This window comes from Aliiroseovarius sp. F20344 (assembly GCF_023016155.1).
Taxonomy (GTDB): Bacteria; Pseudomonadota; Alphaproteobacteria; order Rhodobacterales; family Rhodobacteraceae; genus Aliiroseovarius.
Map to the genome: position 1 here is coordinate 658198 of NZ_JALKBG010000008.1, position 24926 is coordinate 683123.

The 24926-nt window shown below is 57.4% G+C and carries 24 protein-coding genes and 1 tRNA gene; 7 read left to right on the forward strand and 18 right to left on the reverse strand.

The genetic code is table 11. The features are described from left to right. Positions 1-29 precede the first annotated feature (29 nt). Positions 30-926, forward strand: a complete 897-nt coding sequence (rpoH, locus tag MWU55_RS12170) for an RNA polymerase sigma factor RpoH (protein WP_246936441.1) — start codon at positions 30-32, stop codon at positions 924-926. A 74-nt stretch (positions 927-1000) separates the two neighbouring features. Here the strand turns inward: rpoH and MWU55_RS12175 are convergent, their stop codons facing one another. From MWU55_RS12175 to MWU55_RS12250, 16 genes are all read right to left on the reverse strand, one after another. Beyond that, positions 1001-1795 (reverse strand): PaaX family transcriptional regulator, encoded by a 795-nt coding sequence (locus MWU55_RS12175; protein WP_246936442.1) that lies wholly within the window; start codon positions 1793-1795, stop codon positions 1001-1003. Between the two features lie 4 nt (positions 1796-1799). Next, on the reverse strand, positions 1800-3827 hold the full coding sequence (paaZ, locus tag MWU55_RS12180; protein ID WP_246936443.1) for a phenylacetic acid degradation bifunctional protein PaaZ: 2028 nt from the start codon (positions 3825-3827) through the stop codon (positions 1800-1802). A 36-nt stretch (positions 3828-3863) separates the two neighbouring features. Then, positions 3864-4622, reverse strand: coding sequence for a Phenylacetic acid catabolic protein (locus MWU55_RS12185; protein ID WP_246936444.1), 759 nt, complete (start codon positions 4620-4622; stop codon positions 3864-3866). A 10-nt stretch (positions 4623-4632) separates the two neighbouring features. After that, positions 4633-5697, reverse strand: a complete 1065-nt coding sequence (locus MWU55_RS12190; protein WP_246936445.1) for a 2Fe-2S iron-sulfur cluster-binding protein — start codon at positions 5695-5697, stop codon at positions 4633-4635. Positions 5698-5717: 20 nt separating this feature from the next. Continuing rightward, the gene (paaD, locus tag MWU55_RS12195) at positions 5718-6179 is read right to left on the reverse strand and encodes a 1,2-phenylacetyl-CoA epoxidase subunit PaaD (protein WP_246936446.1); all 462 of its coding nucleotides are present in this window, start codon (positions 6177-6179) and stop codon (positions 5718-5720) included. Between the two features lies 1 nt (position 6180). Further along, positions 6181-6942, reverse strand: a complete 762-nt coding sequence (gene paaC / locus MWU55_RS12200; RefSeq protein WP_246936447.1) for a 1,2-phenylacetyl-CoA epoxidase subunit PaaC — start codon at positions 6940-6942, stop codon at positions 6181-6183. Next, positions 6942-7226, reverse strand: a complete 285-nt coding sequence (gene paaB, locus MWU55_RS12205) for a 1,2-phenylacetyl-CoA epoxidase subunit PaaB (protein ID WP_142852462.1) — start codon at positions 7224-7226, stop codon at positions 6942-6944. Before paaB ends, paaC begins: the two co-directional genes overlap by 1 nt. A gap of 11 nt (positions 7227-7237) precedes the next feature. Then, the gene (gene paaA, locus MWU55_RS12210) at positions 7238-8230 is read right to left on the reverse strand and encodes a 1,2-phenylacetyl-CoA epoxidase subunit PaaA (protein ID WP_246936448.1); all 993 of its coding nucleotides are present in this window, start codon (positions 8228-8230) and stop codon (positions 7238-7240) included. A 2-nt stretch (positions 8231-8232) separates the two neighbouring features. Beyond that, on the reverse strand, positions 8233-9435 hold the full coding sequence (pcaF, locus tag MWU55_RS12215) for a 3-oxoadipyl-CoA thiolase (protein ID WP_246936449.1): 1203 nt from the start codon (positions 9433-9435) through the stop codon (positions 8233-8235). A 161-nt stretch (positions 9436-9596) separates the two neighbouring features. Then, positions 9597-10535, reverse strand: a complete 939-nt coding sequence (locus MWU55_RS12220; RefSeq protein WP_246936450.1) for an AEC family transporter — start codon at positions 10533-10535, stop codon at positions 9597-9599. After that, the gene (locus MWU55_RS12225; protein WP_246936451.1) at positions 10532-11347 is read right to left on the reverse strand and encodes an MBL fold metallo-hydrolase; all 816 of its coding nucleotides are present in this window, start codon (positions 11345-11347) and stop codon (positions 10532-10534) included. Before MWU55_RS12225 ends, MWU55_RS12220 begins: the two co-directional genes overlap by 4 nt. Further along, the gene (locus MWU55_RS12230; RefSeq protein WP_246936452.1) at positions 11344-12147 is read right to left on the reverse strand and encodes a TatD family hydrolase; all 804 of its coding nucleotides are present in this window, start codon (positions 12145-12147) and stop codon (positions 11344-11346) included. The genes MWU55_RS12225 and MWU55_RS12230 overlap by 4 nt, the downstream gene beginning before the upstream one ends. Before the next feature lie 16 nt (positions 12148-12163). Continuing rightward, complete coding sequence (locus tag MWU55_RS12235; RefSeq protein ID WP_246936453.1) at positions 12164-13291, reverse strand: DNA polymerase III subunit delta'; 1128 nt, start codon at positions 13289-13291, stop codon at positions 12164-12166. Then, positions 13288-13917, reverse strand: coding sequence for a dTMP kinase (gene tmk, locus MWU55_RS12240; RefSeq protein ID WP_246936454.1), 630 nt, complete (start codon positions 13915-13917; stop codon positions 13288-13290). Before tmk ends, MWU55_RS12235 begins: the two co-directional genes overlap by 4 nt. A gap of 7 nt (positions 13918-13924) precedes the next feature. After that, a complete protein-coding gene (locus MWU55_RS12245) occupies positions 13925-15127 on the reverse strand; it encodes a D-alanyl-D-alanine carboxypeptidase family protein (protein WP_246936455.1) in 1203 nt (400 codons plus the stop codon). A 57-nt stretch (positions 15128-15184) separates the two neighbouring features. Further along, a complete protein-coding gene (locus tag MWU55_RS12250) occupies positions 15185-16054 on the reverse strand; it encodes an SPOR domain-containing protein (protein WP_246936456.1) in 870 nt (289 codons plus the stop codon). A 198-nt stretch (positions 16055-16252) separates the two neighbouring features. Here MWU55_RS12250 and MWU55_RS12255 point away from each other — a divergent pair. From MWU55_RS12255 to MWU55_RS12270, 4 genes are all read left to right on the forward strand, one after another. Continuing rightward, positions 16253-16342 (forward strand) — tRNA-Ser (locus MWU55_RS12255). A 713-nt stretch (positions 16343-17055) separates the two neighbouring features. After that, a complete protein-coding gene (locus MWU55_RS12260) occupies positions 17056-18303 on the forward strand; it encodes a hypothetical protein (RefSeq protein ID WP_246936457.1) in 1248 nt (415 codons plus the stop codon). An 11-nt stretch (positions 18304-18314) separates the two neighbouring features. After that, the gene (locus tag MWU55_RS12265) at positions 18315-19046 is read left to right on the forward strand and encodes a hypothetical protein (protein WP_246936458.1); all 732 of its coding nucleotides are present in this window, start codon (positions 18315-18317) and stop codon (positions 19044-19046) included. Between the two features lie 154 nt (positions 19047-19200). Beyond that, complete coding sequence (locus MWU55_RS12270) at positions 19201-20451, forward strand: imelysin family protein (RefSeq protein WP_246936459.1); 1251 nt, start codon at positions 19201-19203, stop codon at positions 20449-20451. A gap of 53 nt (positions 20452-20504) precedes the next feature. Here MWU55_RS12270 and MWU55_RS12275 read toward each other — a convergent pair whose 3' ends face one another. Then, positions 20505-21614, reverse strand: coding sequence for a CaiB/BaiF CoA-transferase family protein (locus MWU55_RS12275; RefSeq protein ID WP_246936460.1), 1110 nt, complete (start codon positions 21612-21614; stop codon positions 20505-20507). A 22-nt stretch (positions 21615-21636) separates the two neighbouring features. Further along, on the reverse strand, positions 21637-22218 hold the full coding sequence (locus MWU55_RS12280; RefSeq protein WP_246936461.1) for a cupin domain-containing protein: 582 nt from the start codon (positions 22216-22218) through the stop codon (positions 21637-21639). Positions 22219-22354: 136 nt separating this feature from the next. On the opposite strand from MWU55_RS12280, the gene gabT reads away from it, so the two are divergent. Next, complete coding sequence (gene gabT / locus MWU55_RS12285) at positions 22355-23650, forward strand: 4-aminobutyrate--2-oxoglutarate transaminase (RefSeq protein ID WP_246936462.1); 1296 nt, start codon at positions 22355-22357, stop codon at positions 23648-23650. A gap of 3 nt (positions 23651-23653) precedes the next feature. Then, positions 23654-24865: an acyl-CoA dehydrogenase gene (locus MWU55_RS12290; protein WP_246936463.1), complete on the forward strand. Its 1212-nt coding sequence runs from the start codon at positions 23654-23656 to the stop codon at positions 24863-24865. The last annotated feature ends 61 nt before the right edge of the window (positions 24866-24926 follow it).

The following is a 24926-nucleotide window of genomic DNA, read 5'->3' on the forward strand; positions in this document are numbered from 1 at the left end:
AGGGGACAGGACAGGAGAAGTTTGCCACTATGAGCAACTACAAAAATTTACCGGCCCCGACGCCAGAAGGCGGTTTGAACCGCTATCTTCAGGACATCCGGAAGTTTCCGATGCTTGAGCCGGAAGAGGAATACATGCTGGCCAAACGCTGGGCCGACCACCAAGACCGTGATGCGGCGCACCAGATGGTGAACTCGCATCTACGTTTGGCGGCCAAGATCGCTATGGGTTATCGCGGCTATGGCCTTCCGCAGGCGGAAGTCATTTCCGAAGCCAATGTTGGCTTGATGCAGGCCGTAAAACGGTTTGACCCGGAAAAAGGGTTCCGTCTGGCGACCTATGCGATGTGGTGGATCCGTGCCTCGATCCAGGAATACATCCTGCGGTCTTGGTCGCTGGTGAAGCTTGGAACGACCTCGGCGCAGAAGAAGCTTTTCTTCAACCTGCGTAAGGCGAAAGCACGCATCGGTGCGCTTGAAGATGGCGACCTACGCCCGGAAAACGTTCAAAGGATCGCTCAGGATCTGAACGTGACCGAAGAGGAAGTGATTTCCATGAACCGCCGTATGTCGGGCGGGGATGCGTCGCTGAACGCCACGGTTTCTGCCGATGGTGAAGGTGCAATGCAATGGCAGGATTGGCTGGAAGATGAAGATGCTGATCAGGCTGGAGATTACGCTGAAACCGACGAGCTGAATGTTCGTCGCGAGCTTCTGGCGCAGGCTATGGAGGTTCTGAATGACCGCGAAAAGGATATTCTGACCCAACGCCGTTTGCAGGACAAACCTGTGACGCTTGAGGATCTGTCGGGCGTCTATGACGTCAGCCGTGAACGCATCCGTCAGATCGAGGTTCGTGCATTTGAAAAGCTGCAAAAGCGCATGCAGGAACTCGCTTCGGAAAAGGGTCTTCTCGAAGAAGCTTGATCCCGGCAACAAAGAATGATCGGCCCTGCGCAATTGCGTGGGGCCTTTTTTTGTGGGCGCGCTCCGGCTGGAGCTTAAGCCAACACAGGCTCGATCTGAAGAGGTCCAAGAGCGTCCAAGACCTTGTGAACATCGTCACGGACTTGAAGATCAGGGCAGATTGCCTCGACCGGCAGTTCAGGCATGCGCAGGGCAATCCGACGCCATTCATGCAGCAATACAAGGCGTAAGGCGTTGCGGTCTAACGTTGTAAGACCTGTCAGTTCTTCACCTGAAAGCCGCGAGATCGCAGTTTGCAACAGCTTGATGTCATCTCGCAATTTCTGCGGCGCCAAGTGCTGCCTCACCCAATCAGGCAGCGCAATATCGGTGTCGGAAAATGAAAGGGCATCAGGCAGAGTCGGCGGGGCGCCTGCGCCCAGAAAGACGCCCGGCGTCAGCTCGTGGAAGCCTTTGGCCATCAATGCATCAAAACTGCTATCGTCGTTGACCTGAGGTGCAAGTGCGATCAAATGCCATTGGGTCGGTGCAGGGCGCGCAGGCCCATAGACGCGGTCCGCAACCGCCTGCGTTTGCGCGCGCCCATCCTGTGAAAGGTGGTAGACCGATTGCCGGCCATAACGGGTGCTTTCAATCCATCCGTCTTTGCGCAGACGGTGAAGTGCCACACGCGTGGCTTCGGGACGGATGCCAAGGGATGACAGAATTTGCCCCAATGCCTGACCGGAAACGCCCGAGGCTTTGGCTTCAGGCGCGCCCATCACGGTCAGGTCCCCCATCAAGGTGATGATCACCGACCACACGCGCAAATCACTGCTGTCGCGCAGATGCGCCAGAATGTCTTGAAGCGGGTCGGTTTGAGCCATCATGTCCTCAATAGGCGTTCATGGTCAGCAGTTCGTATTCCGCCACAAGCTCGTCATCCTGATTGGTCAGTGTTACGTGCCAGCGTACCTCGCCATACTCGTCTGTGCGGCGCGTTTTGGCCTTCACGGTCAAGCGGACTTTCATACTGTCGCCAGCCTCGACTGGTTTCATGAAGCGTAGGTTATCAAGGCCTGTGTTGGCCAGAACGGGGCCTTCGTTGGGCTCGACGAAAAGGCCTGCGGCGAAGGACAGCAGCAGATAGCCATGCGCCACACGATCTGGGAAGAACGGGTTTCGCTTGGCCGCTTCGCTGTCCATATGCGCATAGAACGTGTCGCCGGTGAAAGTGGCGAAATGCTCGATATCGTCCAGCGTGATCTCGCGCGATTTGGTGTGCAGCGTCTCGCCGATCGAAAGCTCGCCAAACTTGCGTGTGAACGGGTGGGCAGGGCCTTTGATCTCGGCAGCACCCGGCACCCAGCGCCCACCGATCGAGGTCAGAATGTCAGGGCTGCCCTGAATGGCGGTACGCTGCATATAGTGCAGCACGCCACGCACGCCGCCCATTTCCTCACCACCGCCAGCACGACCCGGGCCGCCATGCACCATGTGGGGCAGGGGCGATCCGTGACCGGTCGATTCCTTCATTGAGGTGGCGTTGTTGAAATAAAGACGCCCGTGGAAGGCACCGGCACCCATGGCAACTTCGCGTGCGACGTCGCCCGAACCCGTGATGACCGAGGCTACCAGAGAGCCTTCACCCTTGTTTGCCAATTCAATGGCGTGGGCAATGTCGCGGTATCCCATGATGGTCGACACGGGGCCGAACGCCTCGCATTCATGCACGATGGTGGCGGTGTCTGGGGTTTCGCAGTGAAACAGCATCGGCTTTACAAACGCGCCCGGATCAACGTCGCCTTCGAAATCGATATCATCCGGGTTGCCATAGACCAAATTGCTTTCCGATCCGATGGCGGCGGCTTTCTGTAACACGTCTGTTTTCTGGCCTGCGGACACCAGCGCCCCCATGCGCACGCCTTCAGCACGCGGGTCACCGATTACGGTTTTGTCCAGACGGGCCGAGAGTGCCTCGATCACATTTTGAACCTGTGCTTCGGGTGCGATGATGCGGCGAATGGCGGTACATTTCTGACCGGCCTTCGTGGTCATCTCGCGGTGCACCTCTTTGATAAAGAGATCAAATTCGGGGGTTTCAGGCGTGACGTCCGGGCCCAGTATGGAGGCGTTCAAACTGTCCTGTTCAGCCACAAAACGGACCGAATTTTTCAGGATGTTCGGGTTTGATCGCAGCATCGACGCGGTCTGCGCGGATCCGGTGAAGCTGACGATATCCTGCGGACCAAGACGGTCTAGAAGGTCGCCCGTGCCGCCCGAGATCAACTGCAACGCGCCCTCGGGCAGGATGCCGCTGTCCAGCATGATGCGCACGGCGGCTTCAGTCACGTAGGACGTTGCCGTGGCGGGTTTCACGATGGCAGGGACACCTGCCAGCAGCGTTGGGGCCAGCTTCTCCAACATGCCCCAAACTGGGAAGTTGAAGGCGTTGATATGTACGGCCACACCTTGCAGGGGCGTTGCGATATGCATGCCCATGAAGGTTCCGTGGCGCGATAGCTGCTCAAGCTCGCCATCGATATAGATCTTGCCATCTGGCATCTCGCGGCGGCCTTTGGAGGCGAAGACGAATACGGTGCCGACACCGCCGTCGATGTCGATCATATGGTCCGATTGCGTGGCGCCCGTGTCGAAGCTGAGGTCGTAGAGTTCTTGCTTGTGGTTGCCCAGATGCATCGCCAGCGCTTTCAGCATCTTGGCGCGGTCATGAAAACCCATCTCGCGCAGGGCTGGGCCGCCCACATCGCGCGCATAATCGATCATCGCCTGCATATCCAGATCTGCGCCACCCGCTTCTGCGATCTGCGCGCCAGTGATGGCCGAGGCGATGGGGCGGGCATTTGCGCCCGGTGCAATCCATTGACCAGCCGCGAAGCTGGAGACTTTCATCAGGGTCATACTTAGTCCTCTGTTCGCAAAATCGTTGGGCGGCGCTTAAGGCGCGCTAAGGCCCAATTTGTTCAAAGTGGTGGCGGCAGCTGCTTCCCATTCCTCGCGCAGTTCCGCGTTGGTGGAGTGGCGCAGGCCGAAGGCTTGAAGCTGGCTGGCGCGGGTCGACACATCTTTGCCGAAGCTCGCAGCCACGCGGGGCCACCAATAGTCGACGCTGGCTTGCAGGTCGGCTTTGTCTGTGCCGGTCTCGATCAACCGTTCAATGCCCTCAGCGGCCAGTTCGGCGTGGCGGGCTTCAACAGGGCCAACGGCGCGGAAGGCTTCGGCCAAAGGTGCATAAGACACACGTTTAAACTCGCTCATCTGCACACCCACGGCCAAACCCATCAGCAGGTTCATGACCACGGCGTCGGACCAGCCCCGCATCGGATAGTTGAAGACCGACAGGCGCATGTCAGTGTCGGTGCGCGTGGTTCCAATATCTGCGTCACGTTCCAGACGATCGGTCCACGGATGGTGGTTGGCGTAACGTGCGGTGTTGGCACCAAAATCGCCCATGATCGTCAACACCTTGTCGGCATTGTCGGTCTTTTCCAACACGATCTTCGCGGCGGCGATGCGTTCTTTGATGCCCGGGCCGTCATTGATGATGTCGGCAAAGCCCGCAGCCCCAGCCAGCGCGCTGTCCACAAAGGTGGCCATTAGGCGCATCAGCTCGGCGCGGTAGCGCGCGGGGACGTTTTCGGGGTTGGTCAGGACACCGCCCTGAGCCAGATATTCGGTGATGCTCATATCAGACATAGGGGTCTCCTTATTGGTCGAAATCGACGACGACTTTGCCCGAGCGGGCATAGGATTGGCAGGACAGGACATAGCCTTTCTCGACCTCGTAATCTTCGAGCGCGTGGTTGGTGATCATATCCACGTCGCCTTCCAGAATCTTGCAGCGGCAGGTCGAGCAGACACCGGCCTTACAGGCATACGGCGCGTCCATGTCGTTGGCCAATGCCGCGTCCAGTATCGAGGTCTCGGCGTCCATGGTAATGGTGCGGCTGGCCCCGTCCATCGAGATCACGGCCTCGATGCCGTCACCGCTGACTGCTGACTTGCTGGCGGCTTTCTTGGCAGCGCGTCCCGGTTGCGAAGATACGAATAGTTCGAACTTGATCTGTGCGTCGTCCAACCCGTGATCACGCAGCGCCTTAGCGATGCCCAGCATCATCGGTTCGGGACCACAGATGAAGGCGGTGTCGACGGATTTGATGTCGATCCAGTTCTTAAAGAGCGCGGCGCATTTCGCTTCGTCCACCAACCCGGTGAACAGGTCGATCTCTTGCGCGTCGCTTTCCAGAATATGGATCACATTGAAGCGGCCCATATAGCGGTTTTTCAGGTCTTCCAGTTCCTCGCGGAACATGATCGTGGTCACGGCCTTGTTGGCATAGACCAGCGTGAATTCCGACTGCGGTTCACGCGCCAGTGTGGTCTTGATGATCGACAGAACCGGCGTGATACCCGACCCGCCTGCAAAGCCCAGATAGTGGCGGTTGGTGGTCGCGTCGAGCGGGATGTGGAAGTTCCCCATAGGGGGCATGGCTTCGATGCTCGCGCCCGTCGACAGCTCTTCATTGGCCCATGTGGAAAACGCGCCGCCATCGACACGTTTGATGCCCACCTGCAGCTTGCCGTCGTCCAGACCCGAACAGATCGAGTAGGAGCGGCGCAATTCCTGCCCGTCAAAGTCGCGACGGAAAGTGATGTATTGGCCTTGGGTGAAGTCAAAGGCTTCTGGGTCGTCAGGGGTCAATGTCACCACCACCGCGTCGCGGATGGTTTTCTGGATGTCGATCACGGTAAGGCTGTGGAAGCGCGCCATTTTGGGTCTCCTCAATGCAGTCAGATGCACTTGAAATAGTCGAAGGGTTCAAGGCAGTCGCGGCATCGCCAGAGCGCCTTGCAGGGGGTCGAGCCGAATTGGCTGGTGCGTTCCAGATTATGGCCGCCGCAATTGGGGCAACGTTCTGGTTCGCCTTTGGGCGAGGGCGGGGCGATGCCGTATTCTTCAAGCTTCGCCTTACCCTTTTCCGACAGCCAGTCGGTGGTCCATGGAGGGGACAATTGCTGTGTCAGGGTCAGCTTCTCGATCCCGCGGTCGCGCAACGCGGTTTCGATGTCGATGTTGATGATCGACGTGGCGGGGCAGCCGGAATAGGTGGGGGTGACAGCGACATTCAGCATGTCGCCCTCCCACCGAACATCCCGGATGATGCCCAGATCCACCAACGAGATCACAGGGATCTCGGGGTCGGGCACCTGGTCCAGCCAGTCCCAGATCGTATCAACTGACGGCTGCCCCATCTTACCAGGTCGCGCCCGGATAGGCGCGCTGCAACCATTGCATGCTGGTCAAAAGGTGGCCCAGATGCTCGGTGTGCATATACCCGGTGCGTCCGCCTTTGTGGTGGAACACGTCGGTGGGCACGGTCAGTGTCGCTTGGTTCAGAAATTTGCCAACAAAGGCGTCGTATTCTTCGCGCAAGGAAGCAGGGTCGGGGGCAATGCCTGCCTTGACCATAGCCGCGTCGACATCGTCACCATCAAACATCTCGCCCACATAGGGCCAGAGGTAATCCAGCGCAGCTTGCATCCGCTTGTGGCTTTCTTCGGTCCCGTCGCCCAGACCGACCACCGTGTCGCCGGAGCGTTCCACGTGATAGGCCACTTCTTTGGACGCCTTGGCCGCAATCTCGGCCACGCGGGCGTCGGACGAGGTCATCAAACGGCCCAGCATGATCGAGGACCACGCGTCATAAAGGAACTGGCGCATCAGGGTTTGACCGAAATCGCCATTGGGCAATTCGACCAACAACACATTGCGGAAATCCCAAGCGTCGCGCAGGAAAGCCAGATCATCAGCCGAACGGTCTTTGCCTTCAACTTCGCCCGCAAGTCCCAGCCAGAATTGCGTCTGACCGATAAGGTCCAGCGCGGTGTTCGCTAGTGCAATGTCTTCTTCCAGCACGGGCGACAGGCCGCACCATTCGCTGACGCGGTGGCCAAGGATCAGGCTGTTGTCGCCCATCCTCAGCAGGAATTCGAAAAGAGCTTTTTGATCCGCCATCACATGTGCCCCACTTCGTCAGGAATGTCGAAGAAGGTCGGGTGACGATAAACCTTCGAGTTCGAGGGCTCGTACAGCGGGCCTTTTTCTTCCGGTGAAGAGGCGGCAATGTGCTGGGCTTCGACCACCCATAGCGACACGCCTTCGTTGCGGCGGGTATAGACGTCGCGGGCATTCTTGATCGCCATTTCAGCGTCAGGGGCGTGCAGGCTGCCCACGTGACGGTGGCTTAGACCATGTTGTCCGCGGATGAAGACTTCCCAAAGGGGCCATTCTTTTGACATGTGATCTCTCCTTATTCGGCGGCTGTGCGCGCGGCTGATTTTTTGCGGCCGTGGGCCAGAAGACCATCGCGCACCCATGCGCCGTCTTCCCACGCGTTCACGCGTGCTTCCATACGTTCGACGTTGCAGGGACCTTTGCCCTTGATGACGTTGAAGAATTCGGTCCAATCCGGCTCTGAGAAGTCGTGGGCACCACGTTCCTCGTTCCATTTCAGGTTTTCGTCTGGGATGGTCAGGCCAAGGTATTTCGCCTGCGGAACGGTCTGGTCAACAAATCGCTGACGCAGCTCGTCATTGGTGTCGATCTTGATTTTCCACGCCAGCGACTGCGCCGAATGCACGCTGTCTTTGTCGGACGGGCCAAACATCATCAGCGACGGATACCAGAACCGGTTCAGTGCATCCTGCGCCATGCGGCGCTGGGCTTCCGTGCCCTCGGCCATCTTCATCATGATGTCGTAGCCTTGGCGCTGGTGAAAGCTTTCTTCCTTACAGATGCGGATCATCGCGCGGCTGTAAGGGCCGTATGAGGTCCGTTGCAGTGGCACCTGGTTCATGATCGCCGCACCATCAACCAGCCAACCAACCGCGCCAATATCGGCCCAGTTCAGGGTAGGATAGTTGAAGATCGATGAATACTTCATGCGGCCTGACAGAAGTTCTTCGGTCAGCTCATCGCGGCTGACACCTAGCGTCTCGGCCGCACAATAAAGGTAGAGCCCATGGCCTGCCTCGTCCTGTACTTTCGCCAGCAAGATCGCTTTACGCTCCAACGTGGGCGCGCGGGTGATCCAGTTGCCTTCGGGCAGCTGGCCGACGATCTCGGAATGGGCGTGCTGACCAATCTGACGGATCAGCGTGGCGCGATAGTCATCCGGCATCCAATCCTTGGGTTCGATCTTTTCATCGCGGTCCACGCGATCTTGAAAATTCCGTTCCTCGTCAGACATTTCCTCGCGGGTCTTCACGCCAGTACCTGCGGTTTTCACCAATTGAGCATACATGGTCAGATCCTTTCCAGAATAAGAGCAACACCTTGGCCAACGCCGACGCACATTGTGCACAGCGCATAGCGCCCGCCGGTGCGTTTGAGCTGATAAGCCGCTGTCAAAACAAGTCGTGCGCCGGACATGCCCAGCGGGTGGCCCAGTGCAATCGCACCGCCATTGGGGTTCACACGCGGATCATCATCCGCGACACCAAGTTCGCGCAGCGTGGCAAGGCCTTGGCTTGCGAACGCTTCGTTCAACTCTATCACATCGATCTGGTCGATGGTCAGTCCGGCCTTATCAAGCGCTTTGCGGCTGGCCGGAACTGGTCCGATGCCCATGACGCGGGGGGCAACGCCGGCGGCCTGCATGGCAACCACGCGGGCCATCGGCTTCAGTTTGTTGGCTTTTGCCGCCGCTTCCGAGGCAATCAACATCGCGGCCGCGCCATCGTTCACACCCGAGGCATTTCCAGCGGTGACGGTTAAGTCGGGACCATTCACGCCACGTAGACCCGACAGCTTTTCAGCCGACGTGCCGGGGCGTGGATGTTCATCCGTGTCGACGATTATCGGGTCGCCTTTGCGCTGTGGGATGGATACGGGAATGATCTCATCTGTGAACATTCCAGCCTCATTCGCTGCTGCCCAACGGGCTTGACTGCGAGCGGCAAAAGCATCCTGATCTTCGCGGCTTACGGCGTAATCTTCAGCAACATTGTCAGCTGTCTGCGGCATCGAATGGGTGCCGTGCAATTTGTCCATTTTCGGGTTCACGAAGCGCCAGCCAATAGTGGTATCGTACACCGCGTTGGCGCGGGTGAAAGCGCTGGTGGCTTTCGGCATCACGAAGGGCGCGCGGCTCATGCTTTCGACGCCACCTGCGATGCAGATGTCATAGTCGCCTGCCTTGATCCCACGCGCAGCCATGCCCACGGCGTCCATGCCGGATGCACACAGGCGGTTGATCGTGGTGCCCGGAACTTCGACCGGCAGGCCGGCCAGAAGGGCGGCCATGCGCGCCACGTTACGGTTGTCTTCGCCCGCTTGGTTGGCCGAGCCATAGATCACGTCGTCGATGGCAGCCCAGTCCACATTTGGGTTCCGCTCTTTCAAAGCGGCAATTGGCAGTGCGGCCAGATCGTCAGCGCGCACGCCAGACAAAGCGCCGCCGTAACGTCCGATGGGTGTGCGTACTGCGTCGCAAATGAAAGCTTCCATTAATCCCTCCAAGGGCAGACCGAGCGCGGGCCAAGAAGCTTAGGCGGCGGCTCGAAGTATTGCTGACCGTTTGGTCGAATATAGGGCGAAATACGATTCGCCTCAATAGATATGTTACGGAAATTTACTGAAGTTAAGTCTGGCGTAACAAGTGGGGGCGACTATCCCGCAGCCCCCAGAAGTGTAAGCCAACCCCAGGCCGTGAAGATCGACAAGGTGGTGCCCACCAAAACAGTGGTGGCTGCGATGCGTTTGCCAACGCCGTAGAAGCTGGCAAAGACATATGCGTTGATGCCCGGAGCGCTCGCAGCCGTAAGAACTGCGGACCTGAAGGCTGCAGTTTCTAGTCCCTGCGCGCTGCCCAAACTCCACGTGATTGCCGGATGCAGGATTAACGAGACCGCACAGAGGTAGGCAACAATCTTCATGTCCCCCTCGGGCCGGTACAGGAACAACACGCCGCCGAGCGCAAACAATGCGGTTGGAAGACCCGCGCGGGCTATCAGAGACAGCGCCTCAACGAGTACGCCGGGAAGAGGCAAGCCTGTAAGGTTCACGACAAACCCTGCCGCGATGGCCAAAACCAAAACGTTTCGCGACATCGAGCGGCCAATTTGGCGCAAGGTCTGAAGCGCACCCGCGCCCTGAGCGCGCGCAATCTCCATAGCTGTGATGCCAACAGCGTAGCAGAACGGCGCATGCATCGCGATGATCGCATAGTTTCCAGCCAGCGCATCGGGGCCAAAGGCGCGTTCAGTGATGGGCAGCCCCAACAACACCGAGTTTGAGAAGAGCGAAACAAAGCCAATGGCAACCGCATCTGTCCAAGGGCGTTGGAACAGATATCTTGCGCCCAGCAGTCCCACAAGGAACCCCATGAAGGCGCCTGTATAAAAGCTGAGCAACAGCGGGAAGTTGAACTCGGCCCCAAGATCCAGCCGTGCGATGGCGAGGAATAATAGGCAGGGAATGGCCACGGTTTGCGAGAACTTCATCAACCCGTCGATGGCGCTGTCATTCAGGGCGCCGCGCCAACGCACCAAAAAACCGAACCCAACCACCAAAAAGACCGGCAGGATGATGTCGATTAGTGCGTTCATGGGTGACGAAGGGCCAGCACCATCCCGTCATAAGCGACATCAACATTGTTCGGGGTTTCTGTTGCGACCGTGGCATGATCAAGATCGATATGCATATTGGTCAGCACCCCGCGTTTTGTGCCTGTGCGCTGGATCCAGTGCAGCGCGTCGTCCAGGCTGAAATGGGTCGGGTGGGGCGTGCGCCGCAAGGCATCGATCACGAAGGTCTCAAGCCCTTGCAATATATGCGTGACATCTTCCGGGATGTCACTGACATCCGGCAGATAGGCCAGATCCCCGATACGGAACCCCAACGCATCCATGCCGCCATGGCGCACCTCGAACGGGGTAAGGCGGATTGTGCCGCCATCGCCTTCGATGACGACATCCCCGTCGATCGAATGCAAATCCAAAATGGGCGGGTAGTTCGAGCCTTCGGGCTGTACAAACGCATAGCCAAAGCGCGACATCAGCGCGGTCTGTGTGGGGCTGTCGGCCCAGACAGGGACGCGTTTGCGCATGTTGTAAACGATCATCCGCAGGTCATCGATACCATGCATATGATCAGCGTGGCTGTGGGTATAGACCACCGCGTCCAGCGTGCCGACGCCTGCAGCCAAAAGCTGGCTGCGCATGTCTGGCGATGTGTCGATCAGCACACGGGTGATGCCGCCATCTTCCGCCACACGGGTGACCAATGCCGAACAGCGCGTGCGACGGTTCTTTGGGTTCGTGGGGTCACAATCCCCCCAGTTGCCACCCAAACGCGGCACGCCTCCGGACGAGCCACATCCAAGGATGGTGAAGTGGGTGCCGGGCGCCAAATCTGTCATGCAGTGCCCTCATAAGCGGCGGCTTTGGAAAACAGCCGCTCGAAATTCTCTTCGGTCTGGGCCGCGAAGTCTTCATAGGACAGATTGTATAACTCAGCTCCAACTTTGGCGGTGTGTACAGTATAGCCCGGCTCGTTACGCTTGCCGCGATAGGGCGGCGGGGCAAGATACGGCGCGTCAGTTTCTACAAGAATGCGATCCACAGGCGCGGCGGCGAAAATGTCGCGTACCTCTTGGCTGCGCGGGAAGGTCGCAATGCCGGACATGGACAGGTAGAACCCCAAATCCAGCGCTGCCTTGGCCAACTCAGGACCAGAACTGAAGCAATGCATGACACAGCTAAACGCACCTTTACCGTGCTCATCCGTCAATATGCGCGCCATGTCATCATCTGCATCACGCGAATGGATGATGAGGGGCAGGCCAGTTTGCCGTGCCGCTTCGATATGGATCAGCAGGCTTTCAATCTGCACGTCACGGCTTTCGGCCGTGTAGTGATAATCAAGCCCAGTTTCGCCAATCCCAACGAATTTGGGATGCTCTGCCAAAGCAACAAGTTCCTCGACGGAAACCATGGGTTCGGATGCGACGCTCATCGGGTGAGTGGCCGCGGCGAAGAAAACAGGGGCGTGCGCGTCTGCAATCGCCTGAACCTGCGCAAGATTGGCCATCTTGGTGCAAATTGTAACCATGCGGGCCACGCCAGCATCAGCAGCATTGGAAATCACTTCATCCAGACGACCTTCGAAATCCGGGAAGTCCAGATGGCAGTGGCTGTCGGTAATGCGGGGCGTGCTCATTGGGGGCGTCCTTGCCTCAGGCGGCCTGTTTCGCCGCCGTATCATTTATCCTGAAAACCATATCAAGGATGAGCGCCGCAGGGTCAAGGTTCACTGCCCGACCATGACTGGCGCGGGCGGACAATTCTTGTTGCAAACTGGCCCATGCGCGCGCCGCATTGGGGCCGGGGGACAGACGCGCCAAACAGGCGGCTTCACCGGGGGCCGCTTCGGCGGCAGGTTGGAACCCAGTGCCGGATCGGGCAAGCCTTGCAAGGAACAAATCAAACAGCCTAAGGATCAGTTCGAACCGCTCTGCATTGGCTTTCCCAACCGCGCTTTCCGCCAGCTTCAAGGCTTTGGGCCTGTCAAAATCACGGTTCGAGAAGATTTGAACCAGATCCGCGTAAACGGCCAACCCATTTTGATGCGTCAGGCGAAGCGCATCGCCAGCCGACCCGGAAGCCAGTTCATTCAATCGGATCGTGTCTTCTGGTGTGGGTTGCTCATCCAATCCTTGCATGACTTCGGCAAGTGCCTCGGGCGAGAGCGGTCCAAGCCGAAGTTCGCGACAGCGCGACCGGATCGTTGGAAGCAGGCGCGATGGCTGGTGGCTGATCAACATAAGGACAGCCCCTTCTGGAGGTTCTTCCAGAAGTTTAAGCAGCGCATTGGCGGCGTTCGAATTCATTTCGTCCGCCACATCCACGATCACCACGCGGCGTCCTCCACCGGCAGAGGACAGCGCAAAGAAACTTTTCAGCTTGCGCACCTCGTCCACAGTGATCTCGCCCTTCAGGCGCTTTGCTTTCTCGTCCCAAGGACGTCGCAGCAAAAACAAGCCGGGTTCCGAAAGCGCGGCAATGCGATGTGCAACTGGATGGTCTGGCGAAATGTCGAGCGTGTCCGGGGCAGGGGCCGCAAACATGCCCCCGTCATCGGGCGGCGTGGCCAGCAGGAACCGCGCAATCCGCCAAGCAAGTGTTGCCTTGCCCACGCCACGAGGGCCTGAAATCAGCCAGCCATGATGCATCCGGTCCGAGTTGTACGCAGTCAGAAAGGCTTGTTCAGCCGCGTCTTGACCTATCAGCCGTTTGGCTTCGCGGGGGTGCGGGGCGCCTTCGACCTGATCTGGCTGTGGAATGTCTTCTGGGTCGGTGCTCATCCACGGGCCTCAATCTCGGCCAAGGCAGTGGCCAGCACATTTGCTGCAACGATGTTGATATCGCGGGTGCCATCAATCACACGGAAGCGATCCGGGTGGTCCTTCGCAAGCTTTAGGAAACCAGCACGCATTTTGTGTTGAAGCTCGGCCCCGAAATCTTCGAACCGCTCCTCGGTCCCACCGCGCCCTTTCGCGCGGGCATGGCCAAGGTCCGGGTCCATATCGATCAGAAAAGTCACATCCGGTTCGCGCCCGATCATCAGATCATGCAGCGCATCCACCTGCGCACGTTTGTCGCCAGAACGTGTGCCTTGATACATGCGCGAGCTGTCGGCAAAGCGATCGGTGATTACGATCTTTCCGTCTGCCAAAGCCGGATCAATGAGCCGTTCCAGATGGTCGCGGCGTGCAGCGGTAAACAGCAAAAGCTCGGTTTCAGCAGACCAGCGATCCGGATCGCCTTCCAGAACAAGCGCGCGGATTTCTTCGGCACCATCCGAGCCGCCGGGTTCGCGGGTCAAAACAACATCGTGCCCCGCATCCTCTAACGCGCTTGCCAGAAGGCGTGCCTGAGTTGACTTGCCCGAGCCGTCAATGCCCTCGAAGCTGATAAATAATCCGCTCATGTTCTGATCAGTTTGTGGCAGAGGATGTGGCGCCGGGAACCACGGCCGGAGGTGGTGTGTCGCCCCCCATGACCAAGGTAATCACCTTGCCTGCCGCAGCTGTCAGGCGCTTCGTGTATCCTGCGTTCCCGACACCCTGTTCGGCATAAAGCGGAATAACTGTATCGCTTAACCCATCGCGGCTGATCACCATCTGTGCCAGCTCTTGCCCTTGAGCGATCGGGGCGGGAATGGGGCCTGTCCAGTTGATGGTTGCAACCATGCCATCGCGCTGCCCGGCTGGGATCAGCAGGTTCACATCTTCGGCGGGAACAAGGCCAACCACATCGCTGGACCCCAGCCAAACAGGTGCTTCAGCAACACGTTCGCCCGCTTTGACGGTGGTCTTCATGGTAAACTGACGGAAGGCCCAGTTCACTATGGCTTCGGCCTCTTCCGCACGTTCCTTTTCGGAGGTCATGCCCGAGATCACGAACACGATGCGGCGATCCCCTTGTTTGGCTGACCCGACAAGACCATATCCCGCTTCCTGTGTGTGACCGGTTTTCAGACCATCTGCGCCAATCCCCAAGCTAAGCAATGGATTGCGGTTGAACCGATTGTCCGGTGCGCGGTCCTTATAGTGGTACTCGGTCTGCGAAAAATAACGGTAGTAATCCGGGAAATCGACAATCAAATGGCGCGACAACAATGCCAGGTCTTTCATCGACATGCGCTGAAGCGGGTGTGGCCACCCAGATGAATTTCCAAAGCTAGAGTTCTCAAGCCCCATATCGCGGGCACGGTCGGTCATCATCCGGGCAAAGGCGTCTTCGGTGCCGGCAAGACCTTCCGCGACAGCAACACAGGCGTCGTTCCCAGATTGCACGATGATGCCCTGCAGCAGGTCTTCGACCGTTGGGCGATCCCCGCGCGTCAAGAACATGGTGGAACCACCCATATTCGCCGCACGGTCCGACACGCCAAACGGTGTCGACAGAGTAACGCGACCATCGGCCAGTGCCTCGAACAGCATGTTTACGGTCATCAACTTGGACATCGACGCTGGGGGCAGGGGTGTATCAGCATTCTTTTCCAGAATAACTGTCCCGGTGGTTACATCCAACACGTAGGCAGAGCTTGCCCGCGTGTCGAAGGCGTGCGCCGGTGCTGCGGCAAGAAGAACCAAGGTAACAATGGCTGATATGTCTAAGATCAGGTGGCGAAACATGGTCAGATTTACGTCCTATAGGTGGGCCGGGTGGCCTGGATTTCGAGTGTTCCGGTGTCAGTTCGAGACGAAGTAAGCATCTGCAAATCCGAGGCCCTTGATCTTCTTCAAGATAGCAGCTCGCTCGGATTTATCCGCAGCCGGACCGGCAAGCACGCGCCAGAAGTTTTTCCCGTTGGACTTCCCGGGCTTGATGGTCGGGATAACACCTACGCCGCGTAGAGACTGGGCCGTGTTCTTTGCATTCTGTTCAACTGAGAAAATACCGATCTGAATATAGGGCTTTGACAACGCGCTTTGTGTTGCGGATTTCGCAGGCTGAGCTGCTGCGGGAATGGCCGTCGGTTTGGCAACGGGTTTGGGTGCGGCACTTTCAGTGCGATCCAACGCGGCCTCTGCGGCTGCAATCGGGTCATCCAGTGAGGTCTGCGCGATTTCTTCAGGGTTTTCCAAAGTCGGCTCTTCAGTGATTTCAGGCTCTTCAACCACTTTTTCTTTGCGAAGCGCGGTCACGCTCAGCTCAGCGGGAGCACCTGCGAGCAACCCAAGCTCGGCCGCTGCGTCAGACGAAACCTGCAGCCGCGGGCCGGGTACATCACGTTCACGGCGGAAAATCGCACCCACCACGAACTTGTTGTTGGCCGTATTGCGGATGATGACGCGCTCAGGATCTTCGACCGTCGGGTGTGCAACCCAAACGCCCCCGAGGCTTGGGCGCCCGTCCCAAAGGCCCTTTTCCGTCACTTGGAATATCTCGGGCGCTTCCACATCGCGTTCAGTTGTGCGCGCGGATGACACCTTGGCAGCGGTGTTTGTCCCGTCCTTGGAGTTCTTCATGAAGCCCGGAAGGTTGGTGTCGTCGCATGCAGCAACAAAAAACGCACCTCCCAGTGCGACGGCCACTTTGATGGTGGTCTTAATCGACATATCGCGCCCCTAATATATTTCGTGCCGAATGTTTTCATCCGGACTGCTCGTTGAGGGTAATCCCTGAATTTGTGGGCAGTCTAAACACAACCTTCGCTCGAGAAAAGGGTAGCGATGTCTTGAATGTCGCATGAGCACCTTCCCGCGTGAATTCTGCACTTTCAGAATCGTTCAATCGAAGTTAAGCGTCACTTTGTCGGAGGAGTGGCAGAGTGGTTGAATGCACCGGTCTTGAAAACCGACGTAGGTGAAAGTCTACCGTGGGTTCGAATCCCACCTCCTCCGCCAGCAAATTTTCCAAATTATTACATGCAGTTAAAGAGTTGGCAAAGTCGCTTGCTGACCACGAAATTGACCACAATCTAATTGCTTCACTATGTTTCCTACCACCTTTTTATACTTTGATCGCAAAGAGCGCCCAGCAAGGCATCTTAGTCCCTGCCGGGTTCGTTTGCCCCAAAGTCGAGAAATTCTGTTCTTTGGGCGGAGTGTCCTTGAGGAGGCAGGCAACCTTAATCCTCGACAGCATTCAAACCAATGACCACAGGACTCGTAAGGGCTACTCATCCTTCTCCACCGAAGCGACAGCTAGCTTTGCTTGTTTTCAGGCTGCCTAACGTCGACATTGCTGATCTGAATGACAAAGATTTCGCATTTTTAGGTCGAAGGAAAAAGAGGTTCGGCATTCTAGAACCCGGCTCCTTTCCGCGCAGGATCCGAATTCTCCTTCGGATCCTGCTAGCCTTTCTACCAACTGGCTGATTGGGCTTTCGCATTCTATGATGCATCGCGCCGATAATTCGTGAATGCGTCTCTACATTTCTCTGACGTCTTTCTTTCGAACGAGCTCCGGATTTCCCGACGAAAGCAAAGGAGGGCGCCTTCAACAGGTGATGACTCAAATCAACGTAAAAGCTGATTGAACATTTGAAAGCTCGCCTTCGCCCGGGCTATGCTGCTTCCAATTGAAAGAAGTTTTTCACGAAGGGATGGGCCAAGTAATGACAGTTTCTGAAGCGCCAAAAACCAGGCGGCGCGCAATGGGTTGGACGGCATGCCTATGGGGGGCAGGGTTCTCGGTGATGTCTCTGACCAGTGCGCATGCCGACACGCAATATCGTGTGGTCAATGACGGCACCGACAGCTGTTCCGTCGTGTTTACGCCCAATGCGAAAACCTCAGAGGATGCGCCACATCTTATGGCTACCTTTGAGAAGTCCGGAAAGAAAGGGCTGGTGTCCATTGGTGTGACGGCTGCCGAAGAATGGGAGCAATTGCAGTTTGTGCATCAAAACCAACGTTCAAAATTTGTTGGGATTGAACAGGTCAGACCAAAAAGAGTTGCAAACGAACCTTTCTGGGTGACGATGGAAGCCGACGGAGATGCCTCAGTGCTATTCCATCTGACAGGGCGGGATGGCGCTGAAGAGTACCATTCAACCACCTACAGATCATTGACAGCCGCAGATATCGCAACGGCATTGTCAGACGAATGCGGAGCCAAGGGCGGTCCATTCGCTGCTAGTGAAATTGGCAGTCTTGAAGAAGAAAAATCTTTGGAACTGAAGCCGCGTGATAAGCGGCACATTCGATGGGTATTGAACCAGAAATACTCAGATTCTATGGATGTCAGCCGCGGAGCTATGACAGATCGAGAGCGCAACTGGCTGGCAAAATACGCATCTGCCAATGGTTTAGAGCCGTCGCGCTATCTGAATGAAGAACTCGCAGCGCTTTTGCTAAAAGAGAAGTTTAAGCCTAAGCGCAAGAATTTGCGTGGGGAGCCAGGGTTCAAACGTTTCGAAGACTGGATCAGCTATGACGATGTGGACAGTGATACCTGTGCGATCGTCAGTTTTGCCAAGAAAGTGAAAGGGTTCAAAACCTACACCGTGCCTCGCATGGAAATCCATGCAGACCCTGCTGCGCGTGGAAATAGCCTCTATTTCGATTTCGTCACGCCAAACCGTTTCAACGATGACTTCCCGATCACGGCGATCGTGGATGGGCGGAAGATCCGTTTGAATATCGAAGACGGCCGTGTCCGTCCGATCGATATGCGCAACGGATTTGCCTCGGCCGACATTGTGCGTGCCATTCGCCGCGGGAAAGAAATCGTGATCCGCGGGACTGGATTGAACGGCAAGTCTAAGCATTCCGTCCGTTTCTCGGCGCTGGGATTTACGGCAGCGTTTCACAAGATGGCAAGGGACTGCAATCGCCCCAAAGTGCGGCAGTGGTTGAGATGAGGAGTGAAGCAATGAAACATCTGTTGAAACGCGGCCTGCAAGTCACGACCGCTTTGGCGTTCGCATGCACTGTTGCCACCATGACGCCTGTTTATGCCCAAGGTAACGCCTTGGTCGGCGTAACTGTAGTGGCGGATGTCAGTGGGGATGCACAAAACTTTACGGCCCGCACTGCGCAAAAGCTGATGCGCGAGGTGAAGCAGGAACTGGATCGTTCTTGGGCGAGTGTAGATCTGTCTCTGGTGGCCTTTGGAAATGGGCTTGAGACACGTGTGGACCGTCATGGAAATGTCAAACCAGGTGAGATCAAGGAGTTGCTTCTGGACTATTCTCCTGAAGCAGCTGCCCCGGATGAACCCGCATTGCGTGCACTGCGCGTTACAGCCCGAAAGCTAAAGGCGCATGTGGCCGGAGAGGTGATTGTTCTGATGGCTGGTGGTGACCTGCGCCAAAAGGGTCCGGATGAAAGCAGTCTTGAGAATCCGAAGATCGACCTGCCCAAGAATACCCACGTGATTTTGATGAAAACCACGCCTGAAGCTGGCCGTGACCTGAGAAAGCTTGGTGAGGGTCTTGAGCGGAATGCAGAGACTGTGAGCGTATTAGGGTTCGGCAAGGAAGAGCGTGCGCGCAAGCGCATTGTGAAGCAGATTTCGCAAGCGCTAGAAGAGCATTTACTTAATGCGGTTCGCAGTGGAAATCTCCCAGAGCTCGTGACTGGCGAAGGGTCAGAATCCGACTAATACTCTTATATTGCTGAAGAAAAGAGCCCGGTTGTATTGGCCGGGCTCTTTTGTTTGTAACGGGAATGTAAATCCGACAAAAATAATAAGATAAAGCTTTACCTGACAAAAAGACTTTGCTAATTCGTGGGCAATTGACAACTTCGAGGTTCCTATGATCCGCTCTTTCTTTCTGACCACCTGCGCCGCCAGTTTGACCGCTTCGGCAGCGTTTGCAGCAACACCAGAGGACGTCGTCCAAAACTACGCCAATATTGCTTTGGCTGGGTATGAAGACAGCCTGACCACCGCCAAAACTTTGAAAACGGCTGTGCGCGCGCTTGTCGCCGCGCCAAGCGAAGCCACATTGGAAGTTGCCAAAGAAGCTTGGCTTGCAGCACGCGTTCCCTATCAGCAGACCGAAGCCTTCCGCTTTGGCAATCCCACCGTGGACGACTGGGAAGGTAAGGTGAATGCATGGCCGTTGGACGAAGGCCTGATCGACTATATCGCAACGGACTTTGGCGCAAATGACGAGAACCCGTTTTCGACCGCCAATGTGGTGGCAAATGCCAAGCTGAACGTGGGCGGTTCGATGGTTGACGCATCGACCATCACCCCTGCACTGCTGGAAAGCCTGCACGAAGTTGAAGGCATCGAGGCTAATGTTGCCACTGGCTATCACGCGATCGAGTTCCTTTTGTGGGGGCAGGATTTGTCCGGCACAGACCACGGTGCGGGCACGCGCCCGGCAACAGACTTCGACACAGCAAACTGCACGGGCGACAATTGTGATCGGCGAGCGCAGTACCTGATTGCCGCGACAGACCTGCTGATTTCGGATCTGGAAGATGCTGTTGCCAACTGGTCCGAAGGCGGGCAGGGGCGTTCTGATGTGTCCATTGATGCCTCAAAAGGCGTGACAATGGCGTTTACAGGCCTTGGGTCACTGTCCTATGGCGAGCAGGCGGGCGAGCGTATGAAGCTGGGCCTGTTGCTCAATGACCCGGAAGAAGAGCATGACTGCTTCTCGGACAACACCCACAACTCGCACTATTACGACGGGTTGGGCATGCGCAATGTTTATACCGGTCGCTATGTCCGGGTTGATGGAACCGTGGTTGAAGGTGCGTCGCTCTATGACCTGGTGAAGGCAGCGGATGGCGATCTGGCCGATAACCTGCTGGGTGATATGAACGCCACGATGATTGCTTTGGGTGACATTCGTACCGCAGCCGAAGCCGGGACATCCTATGACCAGATGCTGGCCGCAGGTCATGCAGGTGGTGCGCTGGTTCAGAACGCGATTGACCGACTGGTAGACCAAACGCGCAACATCGAACGCGCTGTCGCAGCCGTCGGAAATGGCGAAATCTCGGTTGCGGGATCCGACAGCTTGGACAACCCGACCGCCGTGTTCGAGTAACTCAACGGTAAAGAAAAACGGAAAGGGCAGGCGTTATTGCCTGCCCTTTTTTCCTATTTCTTCTCCGGCAGCACAGGCGCGGATTTCTCCAGCCTCAGCTCTGCATCCGAGAACACCCAAGGCCCGCGCACACCCGGCACACCCTCGGGCGTGATCTTCATGCCGCGATGCTGGATCTGTGGGTTCTGGAAGGTCTGTTCCATCGTATTGATCGGTCCGGCTGGGACGGTGGCGTCTTCCAGCGCTTGAAGGATGTCTTGCATGCTCCACGTAATAAGGTTTGCTTCGATCTCGGGCGTGAGCGCCTCACGGTTTGCGACACGGTCCGAGTTGCTGCCGAAACGTGTATCCGTCGCCAGATCCTGACGTCCGATCACCTCGCAGAACCGTTGAAACTGCCCGTCATTGCCTACGGCCAGGATGATGTGGCCATCCTTCACCGGACAGACCTGATAGGGCGTGATATTTGGGTGTGCATTGCCCAGACGATTGGGGCTTTGCCCTGTGGCCAGATAGTTCATCGCTTGATTGGCCATAAGCGCAGTGGCGCAGTCCAGAAGGCTCATATCCACATGCTGGCCGCGCCCTGTGCGGTGGCGCTGTTCCACAGCGGCCAGAATGCCGATCGTGCCGTAAAGCCCGGTGACGATATCGGTGATCGCGACGCCAACTTTCTGCGGTTGGCCTGCAGGATCGCCGGTGACTGACATGAGGCCCGATAGCCCCTGCAGCAAGAAGTCATAGCCCGCCCGCTTGGCCCAAGGTCCATCCTGCCCAAACCCTGTGACGGAACAGTAGATGAGCCGCGGGTTCAGTTTTGACAGGCTGTCATAATCCAGCCCGTATTTCGCCAACCCGCCGACCTTGAAATTCTCAATCAGGATATCCGCATCCTTGATCAGATCGCGCACGGCGGCCTGGCCTTCGGGCGTGCGGAAATCGGCGGTGATCACGTCTTTGCCCCGGTTGGCGCAGTAGTAATAAGCGGCGGTCTTGTCGCCGTCACGTTCGATGAAGGGCGGGCCCCATACGCGGGTGTCGTCGCCGGTCTCGGCTTCGACCTTCACGACATCGGCACCAAGATCCGCAAGTGATTGTCCGATCCACGGGCCGGCCAGTATTCGGGCGAGTTCGACGACTTTCAGTCCTTCAAGCGGATGCATAGACGCTCCTATAGATATGGGCCTAGAGATAAGGCGGTGTGCAGGCGGACACGACGCGGGTCGGACGGTCCGAGATGTTGCGGAAGCGATGAGGTTCGCGTGAGTTAAACAGATAGGCGTCGCCTGCTTTCAAGACGCGTGTCTCGGCTCCGACAGTGATTTCCAGCTCGCCTTCGATGACGATACCGCCCTCATTGGCCTCGTGTTCGATCATGGTTTCGCCGGTATCTGCGCCGGGTTCATAGAATTCCTGCAAGACCTGCAGCCCATGCGCCTTGGCATCCCCAACCTGACGGATCGAGATCATGCGCTGGGCGGCTTCATTGTCCTGATACAGCGCCGATGTCAGATCGCGCAGCTCGCTTGGGGTGAAGAAAACCTGCTGCGTGCTGGGGGCTTCGGGTTCAAAGAACTCGGACATGGACATGTTCAGGCCGCCCAAAATTTTGCGCAAGCTGGCGACTGAGGGCGAGGAGTGGTTGCGTTCAATCATCGAGATCTGCCCATGGGGCACACCTGCAGCTTCCGCCAACTGCCTTTGAGATAAGCCAAATTGCTGCCGTAACTCTTTCAGTCGCGTACCCACATCGAAGTCATCTTGCATCCTAAACCCCTTTTCCCGGCGGTCAATCTTGTCGCCAGCGAGTCCCTGCTTTCGCATATATTGCGCAAAATTTTGATAGCATTGCTCAGGATTTTGCGCAATATGGCATGGAATCAAATTCTGACAGGGGGTTCGCATGTCGAAAACAGAAGCTCTCAAATCCCGTCGCGCGGATGCCGTGGCAAATGGCGTTGCCACCCGTGGTATCTATGCGGTGCGCGCTGAGAATGCCGAGCTGTGGGACGTGGATGGCAAACGCTTCATCGACTTCGCAGCCGGAATTGCGGTGAACAATACGGGCCACCGCCACCCCAAGGTGATGGCTGCCGTTGCCCAACAGGCCGAGGCGTTTACCCACACCTGTTTCCACGTTGCGCCTTATGAAGGTTATGTATCGCTGGCCGAACGTTTGAATGCTGCCACGCCGGGCGATTTCGACAAGAAAACCATGCTGGTCACCACCGGTGCGGAAGCGGTCGAGAACGCCGTGAAGATGGCCCGCGCCTTCACAGGTCGGTCGGGCGTGATCGCTTTTTCCGGTGCCTTCCACGGCCGCACCCTGATGGGCATGGCGCTGTGCGGTAAGGTGAACCCCTATAAGAAAGCCTTCGGCGCTATGCCGCCCGAAGTGCTGCACGCCCCGTTCCCGAACGCCTTCCATGGTGTCTCGGTCGAGCAGTCGCTGGCCGTTCTGGACAACATGCTGAAAAGCTCGATCGATCCTGAGCGTGTCGCCGCGATGATCATCGAACCTGTACAGGGCGAGGGGGGCTTCAACATCGCGCCGCCTGAGTTCCTGAAGGCCATTCGTGCCATCTGTGATGAACACGGCATCGTGCTGATTGCGGACGAGGTTCAGGCAGGTATTGCGCGGACCGGCACGATGTTTGCCTTCGATCATGCTGGAGTTGCCGCTGATCTGGTGACCATGGCGAAAGGTCTGGCCGGGGGGTTCCCTCTGTCCGCAGTCACGGGCCGGGCCGAGATCGTTGACGCCGCCCCGGCGGGTGGCATTGGCGGGACTTACGCCGGGAACCCGCTGGCGGTCGCTGCCTCTCACGCGGTTCTGGATGTGATTGCTGAAGAAAAGCTGTGTGATCGCGCCACTGAGATCGGTGAAAGGATCAACGCCCGTCTGACCGAAATCGCGTCACGACAAGGTATGGAGCCGATTGGCGATGTACGCGGTCTGGGCGCGATGGTGGCCTTTGAACTGGTCACCGACCGTGAAACCAACGCACCGGACGCAGCCCTGACCATGGCAATTGTTGCCGAGGCTGAAAAGCGCGGTTTGATCATCCTGCCTTGCGGCACCCGTGGCAACGCCGTACGTCTGTTGCCGCCCCTGACTGTTCCAGCCGACCAACTGGACGAAGCCCTTGATATTCTGGAAGCCTCGATCGAGGCTGCCATCAACGCGAAAGGAGCCTGAGACATGGCCGATCTTGCCCCTCAATCCCGCCCTGAACTGTCCAGCTTCAATTGGGAAGACCCGTTCCTTCTGGAAGATCAGTTGAACGAAGACGAACGTATGATCCGCGACGCGGCGAAAGCCTATTGCGCCGAGAAGCTCGCCCCACGTGTGACCGAGGCCTATGCGACCGAGACCACGGACCCGGAGATCTTCGCCGAAATGGGCGAAATGGGCCTGCTGGGCACCACCATCCCCGAAGAATATGGCGGCATCGGCTCAAGCTATGTGACCTATGGTCTGGTTGCGCGCGAAGTTGAGGGTATCGACAGCGGCTATCGCTCAATGATGTCGGTGCAGTCGTCCTTGGTGATGTACCCGATCTATGCCTATGGCTCGGAAGAGCAGCGTAAGAAATATCTGCCCAAGCTGGCATCGGGCGAATGGATTGGGTGTTTCGGTCTGACCGAACCCGATGCGGGGTCGGATCCCGGCAGCATGAAGACCACGGCCAAAAAGGTCGACGGTGGCTATGTGTTGAACGGATCGAAGATGTGGATCTCGAACGCGCCGATCGCGGATGTGTTCGTGGTTTGGGCTAAGTCGGACGCCCATGGCGGCAAGATCCGTGGGTTCGTTTTGGATAAGGGCATGAAAGGCCTGTCTGCACCCAAGATCGAAAACAAGCTGAGCCTGCGCGCATCCATCACCGGCGAGATCGTGCTGGACGGTGTGGAAGTGTCGGAAGACGCACTGCTGCCCAACGTGGAGGGCCTGAAAGGGCCATTTGGCTGTCTGAACCGTGCACGTTATGGCATTGCATGGGGTGCGATGGGGGCTGCTGAAAGCTGTTGGCACGCTGCGCGCCAATACGGTCTGGACCGTAAACAGTTCGGCAAACCGCTTGCACAAACCCAGCTGTTCCAATTGAAGCTTGCGAACATGCAGACCGAGATCTCGTTGGGCCTGCAGGCCGCGCTGCGCGTTGGTCGTCTGATGGACGAAGCCAAAGCCGCGCCCGAGATGGTCTCGATCATCAAACGCAACAACTGCGGCAAGGCGTTGGAAATCGCCCGCCACGCGCGTGACATGCATGGAGGCAATGGCATTTCGCTGGAATTCAACGTGATCCGTCACATGGTGAACCTGGAAACGGTGAACACCTATGAAGGCACCCATGACGTGCACGCCTTGATCTTGGGTCGTGCACAGACTGGGCTTCAAGCGTTCTTCTGATCCCTTTGAAATCCAATAATGGGGGCGTCCTTCGGGGCGCCCTTTTTCGTCTGTCCGATTG

What these genes read in the sequence shown, in the direction of transcription:
- tmk (WP_246936454.1), bottom strand. Translation starts at nt 13,917, where the DNA reads ATGAGCGGATTATTTATCAGCTTCGAGGGCATTGACGGCTCGGGCAAG.
- MWU55_RS12235 (WP_246936453.1), bottom strand. Translation starts at nt 13,291, where the DNA reads ATGAGCACCGACCCAGAAGACATTCCACAGCCAGATCAGGTCGAAGGC.
- MWU55_RS12290 (WP_246936463.1), top strand. Translation starts at nt 23,654, where the DNA reads ATGGCCGATCTTGCCCCTCAATCCCGCCCTGAACTGTCCAGCTTCAAT.
- paaB (WP_142852462.1), bottom strand. Translation starts at nt 7,226, where the DNA reads ATGTCAAAAGAATGGCCCCTTTGGGAAGTCTTCATCCGCGGACAACAT.
- paaD (WP_246936446.1), bottom strand. Translation starts at nt 6,179, where the DNA reads ATGGGGCAGCCGTCAGTTGATACGATCTGGGACTGGCTGGACCAGGTG.
- MWU55_RS12260 (WP_246936457.1), top strand. Translation starts at nt 17,056, where the DNA reads ATGACAGTTTCTGAAGCGCCAAAAACCAGGCGGCGCGCAATGGGTTGG.
- MWU55_RS12225 (WP_246936451.1), bottom strand. Translation starts at nt 11,347, where the DNA reads ATGACAGATTTGGCGCCCGGCACCCACTTCACCATCCTTGGATGTGGC.
- pcaF (WP_246936449.1), bottom strand. Translation starts at nt 9,435, where the DNA reads ATGGAAGCTTTCATTTGCGACGCAGTACGCACACCCATCGGACGTTAC.
- MWU55_RS12245 (WP_246936455.1), bottom strand. Translation starts at nt 15,127, where the DNA reads ATGTTTCGCCACCTGATCTTAGACATATCAGCCATTGTTACCTTGGTT.
- MWU55_RS12265 (WP_246936458.1), top strand. Translation starts at nt 18,315, where the DNA reads ATGAAACATCTGTTGAAACGCGGCCTGCAAGTCACGACCGCTTTGGCG.
- MWU55_RS12175 (WP_246936442.1), bottom strand. Translation starts at nt 1,795, where the DNA reads ATGATGGCTCAAACCGACCCGCTTCAAGACATTCTGGCGCATCTGCGC.
- gabT (WP_246936462.1), top strand. Translation starts at nt 22,355, where the DNA reads ATGTCGAAAACAGAAGCTCTCAAATCCCGTCGCGCGGATGCCGTGGCA.
- paaA (WP_246936448.1), bottom strand. Translation starts at nt 8,230, where the DNA reads ATGTATGCTCAATTGGTGAAAACCGCAGGTACTGGCGTGAAGACCCGC.
- MWU55_RS12275 (WP_246936460.1), bottom strand. Translation starts at nt 21,614, where the DNA reads ATGCATCCGCTTGAAGGACTGAAAGTCGTCGAACTCGCCCGAATACTG.
- MWU55_RS12270 (WP_246936459.1), top strand. Translation starts at nt 19,201, where the DNA reads ATGATCCGCTCTTTCTTTCTGACCACCTGCGCCGCCAGTTTGACCGCT.
- paaZ (WP_246936443.1), bottom strand. Translation starts at nt 3,827, where the DNA reads ATGACCCTGATGAAAGTCTCCAGCTTCGCGGCTGGTCAATGGATTGCA.
- rpoH (WP_246936441.1), top strand. Translation starts at nt 30, where the DNA reads ATGAGCAACTACAAAAATTTACCGGCCCCGACGCCAGAAGGCGGTTTG.
- MWU55_RS12190 (WP_246936445.1), bottom strand. Translation starts at nt 5,697, where the DNA reads ATGGCGCGCTTCCACAGCCTTACCGTGATCGACATCCAGAAAACCATC.
- paaC (WP_246936447.1), bottom strand. Translation starts at nt 6,942, where the DNA reads ATGGCGGATCAAAAAGCTCTTTTCGAATTCCTGCTGAGGATGGGCGAC.
- MWU55_RS12280 (WP_246936461.1), bottom strand. Translation starts at nt 22,218, where the DNA reads ATGCAAGATGACTTCGATGTGGGTACGCGACTGAAAGAGTTACGGCAG.
- MWU55_RS12220 (WP_246936450.1), bottom strand. Translation starts at nt 10,535, where the DNA reads ATGAACGCACTAATCGACATCATCCTGCCGGTCTTTTTGGTGGTTGGG.
- MWU55_RS12185 (WP_246936444.1), bottom strand. Translation starts at nt 4,622, where the DNA reads ATGTCTGATATGAGCATCACCGAATATCTGGCTCAGGGCGGTGTCCTG.
- MWU55_RS12230 (WP_246936452.1), bottom strand. Translation starts at nt 12,147, where the DNA reads ATGAGCACGCCCCGCATTACCGACAGCCACTGCCATCTGGACTTCCCG.
- MWU55_RS12250 (WP_246936456.1), bottom strand. Translation starts at nt 16,054, where the DNA reads ATGTCGATTAAGACCACCATCAAAGTGGCCGTCGCACTGGGAGGTGCG.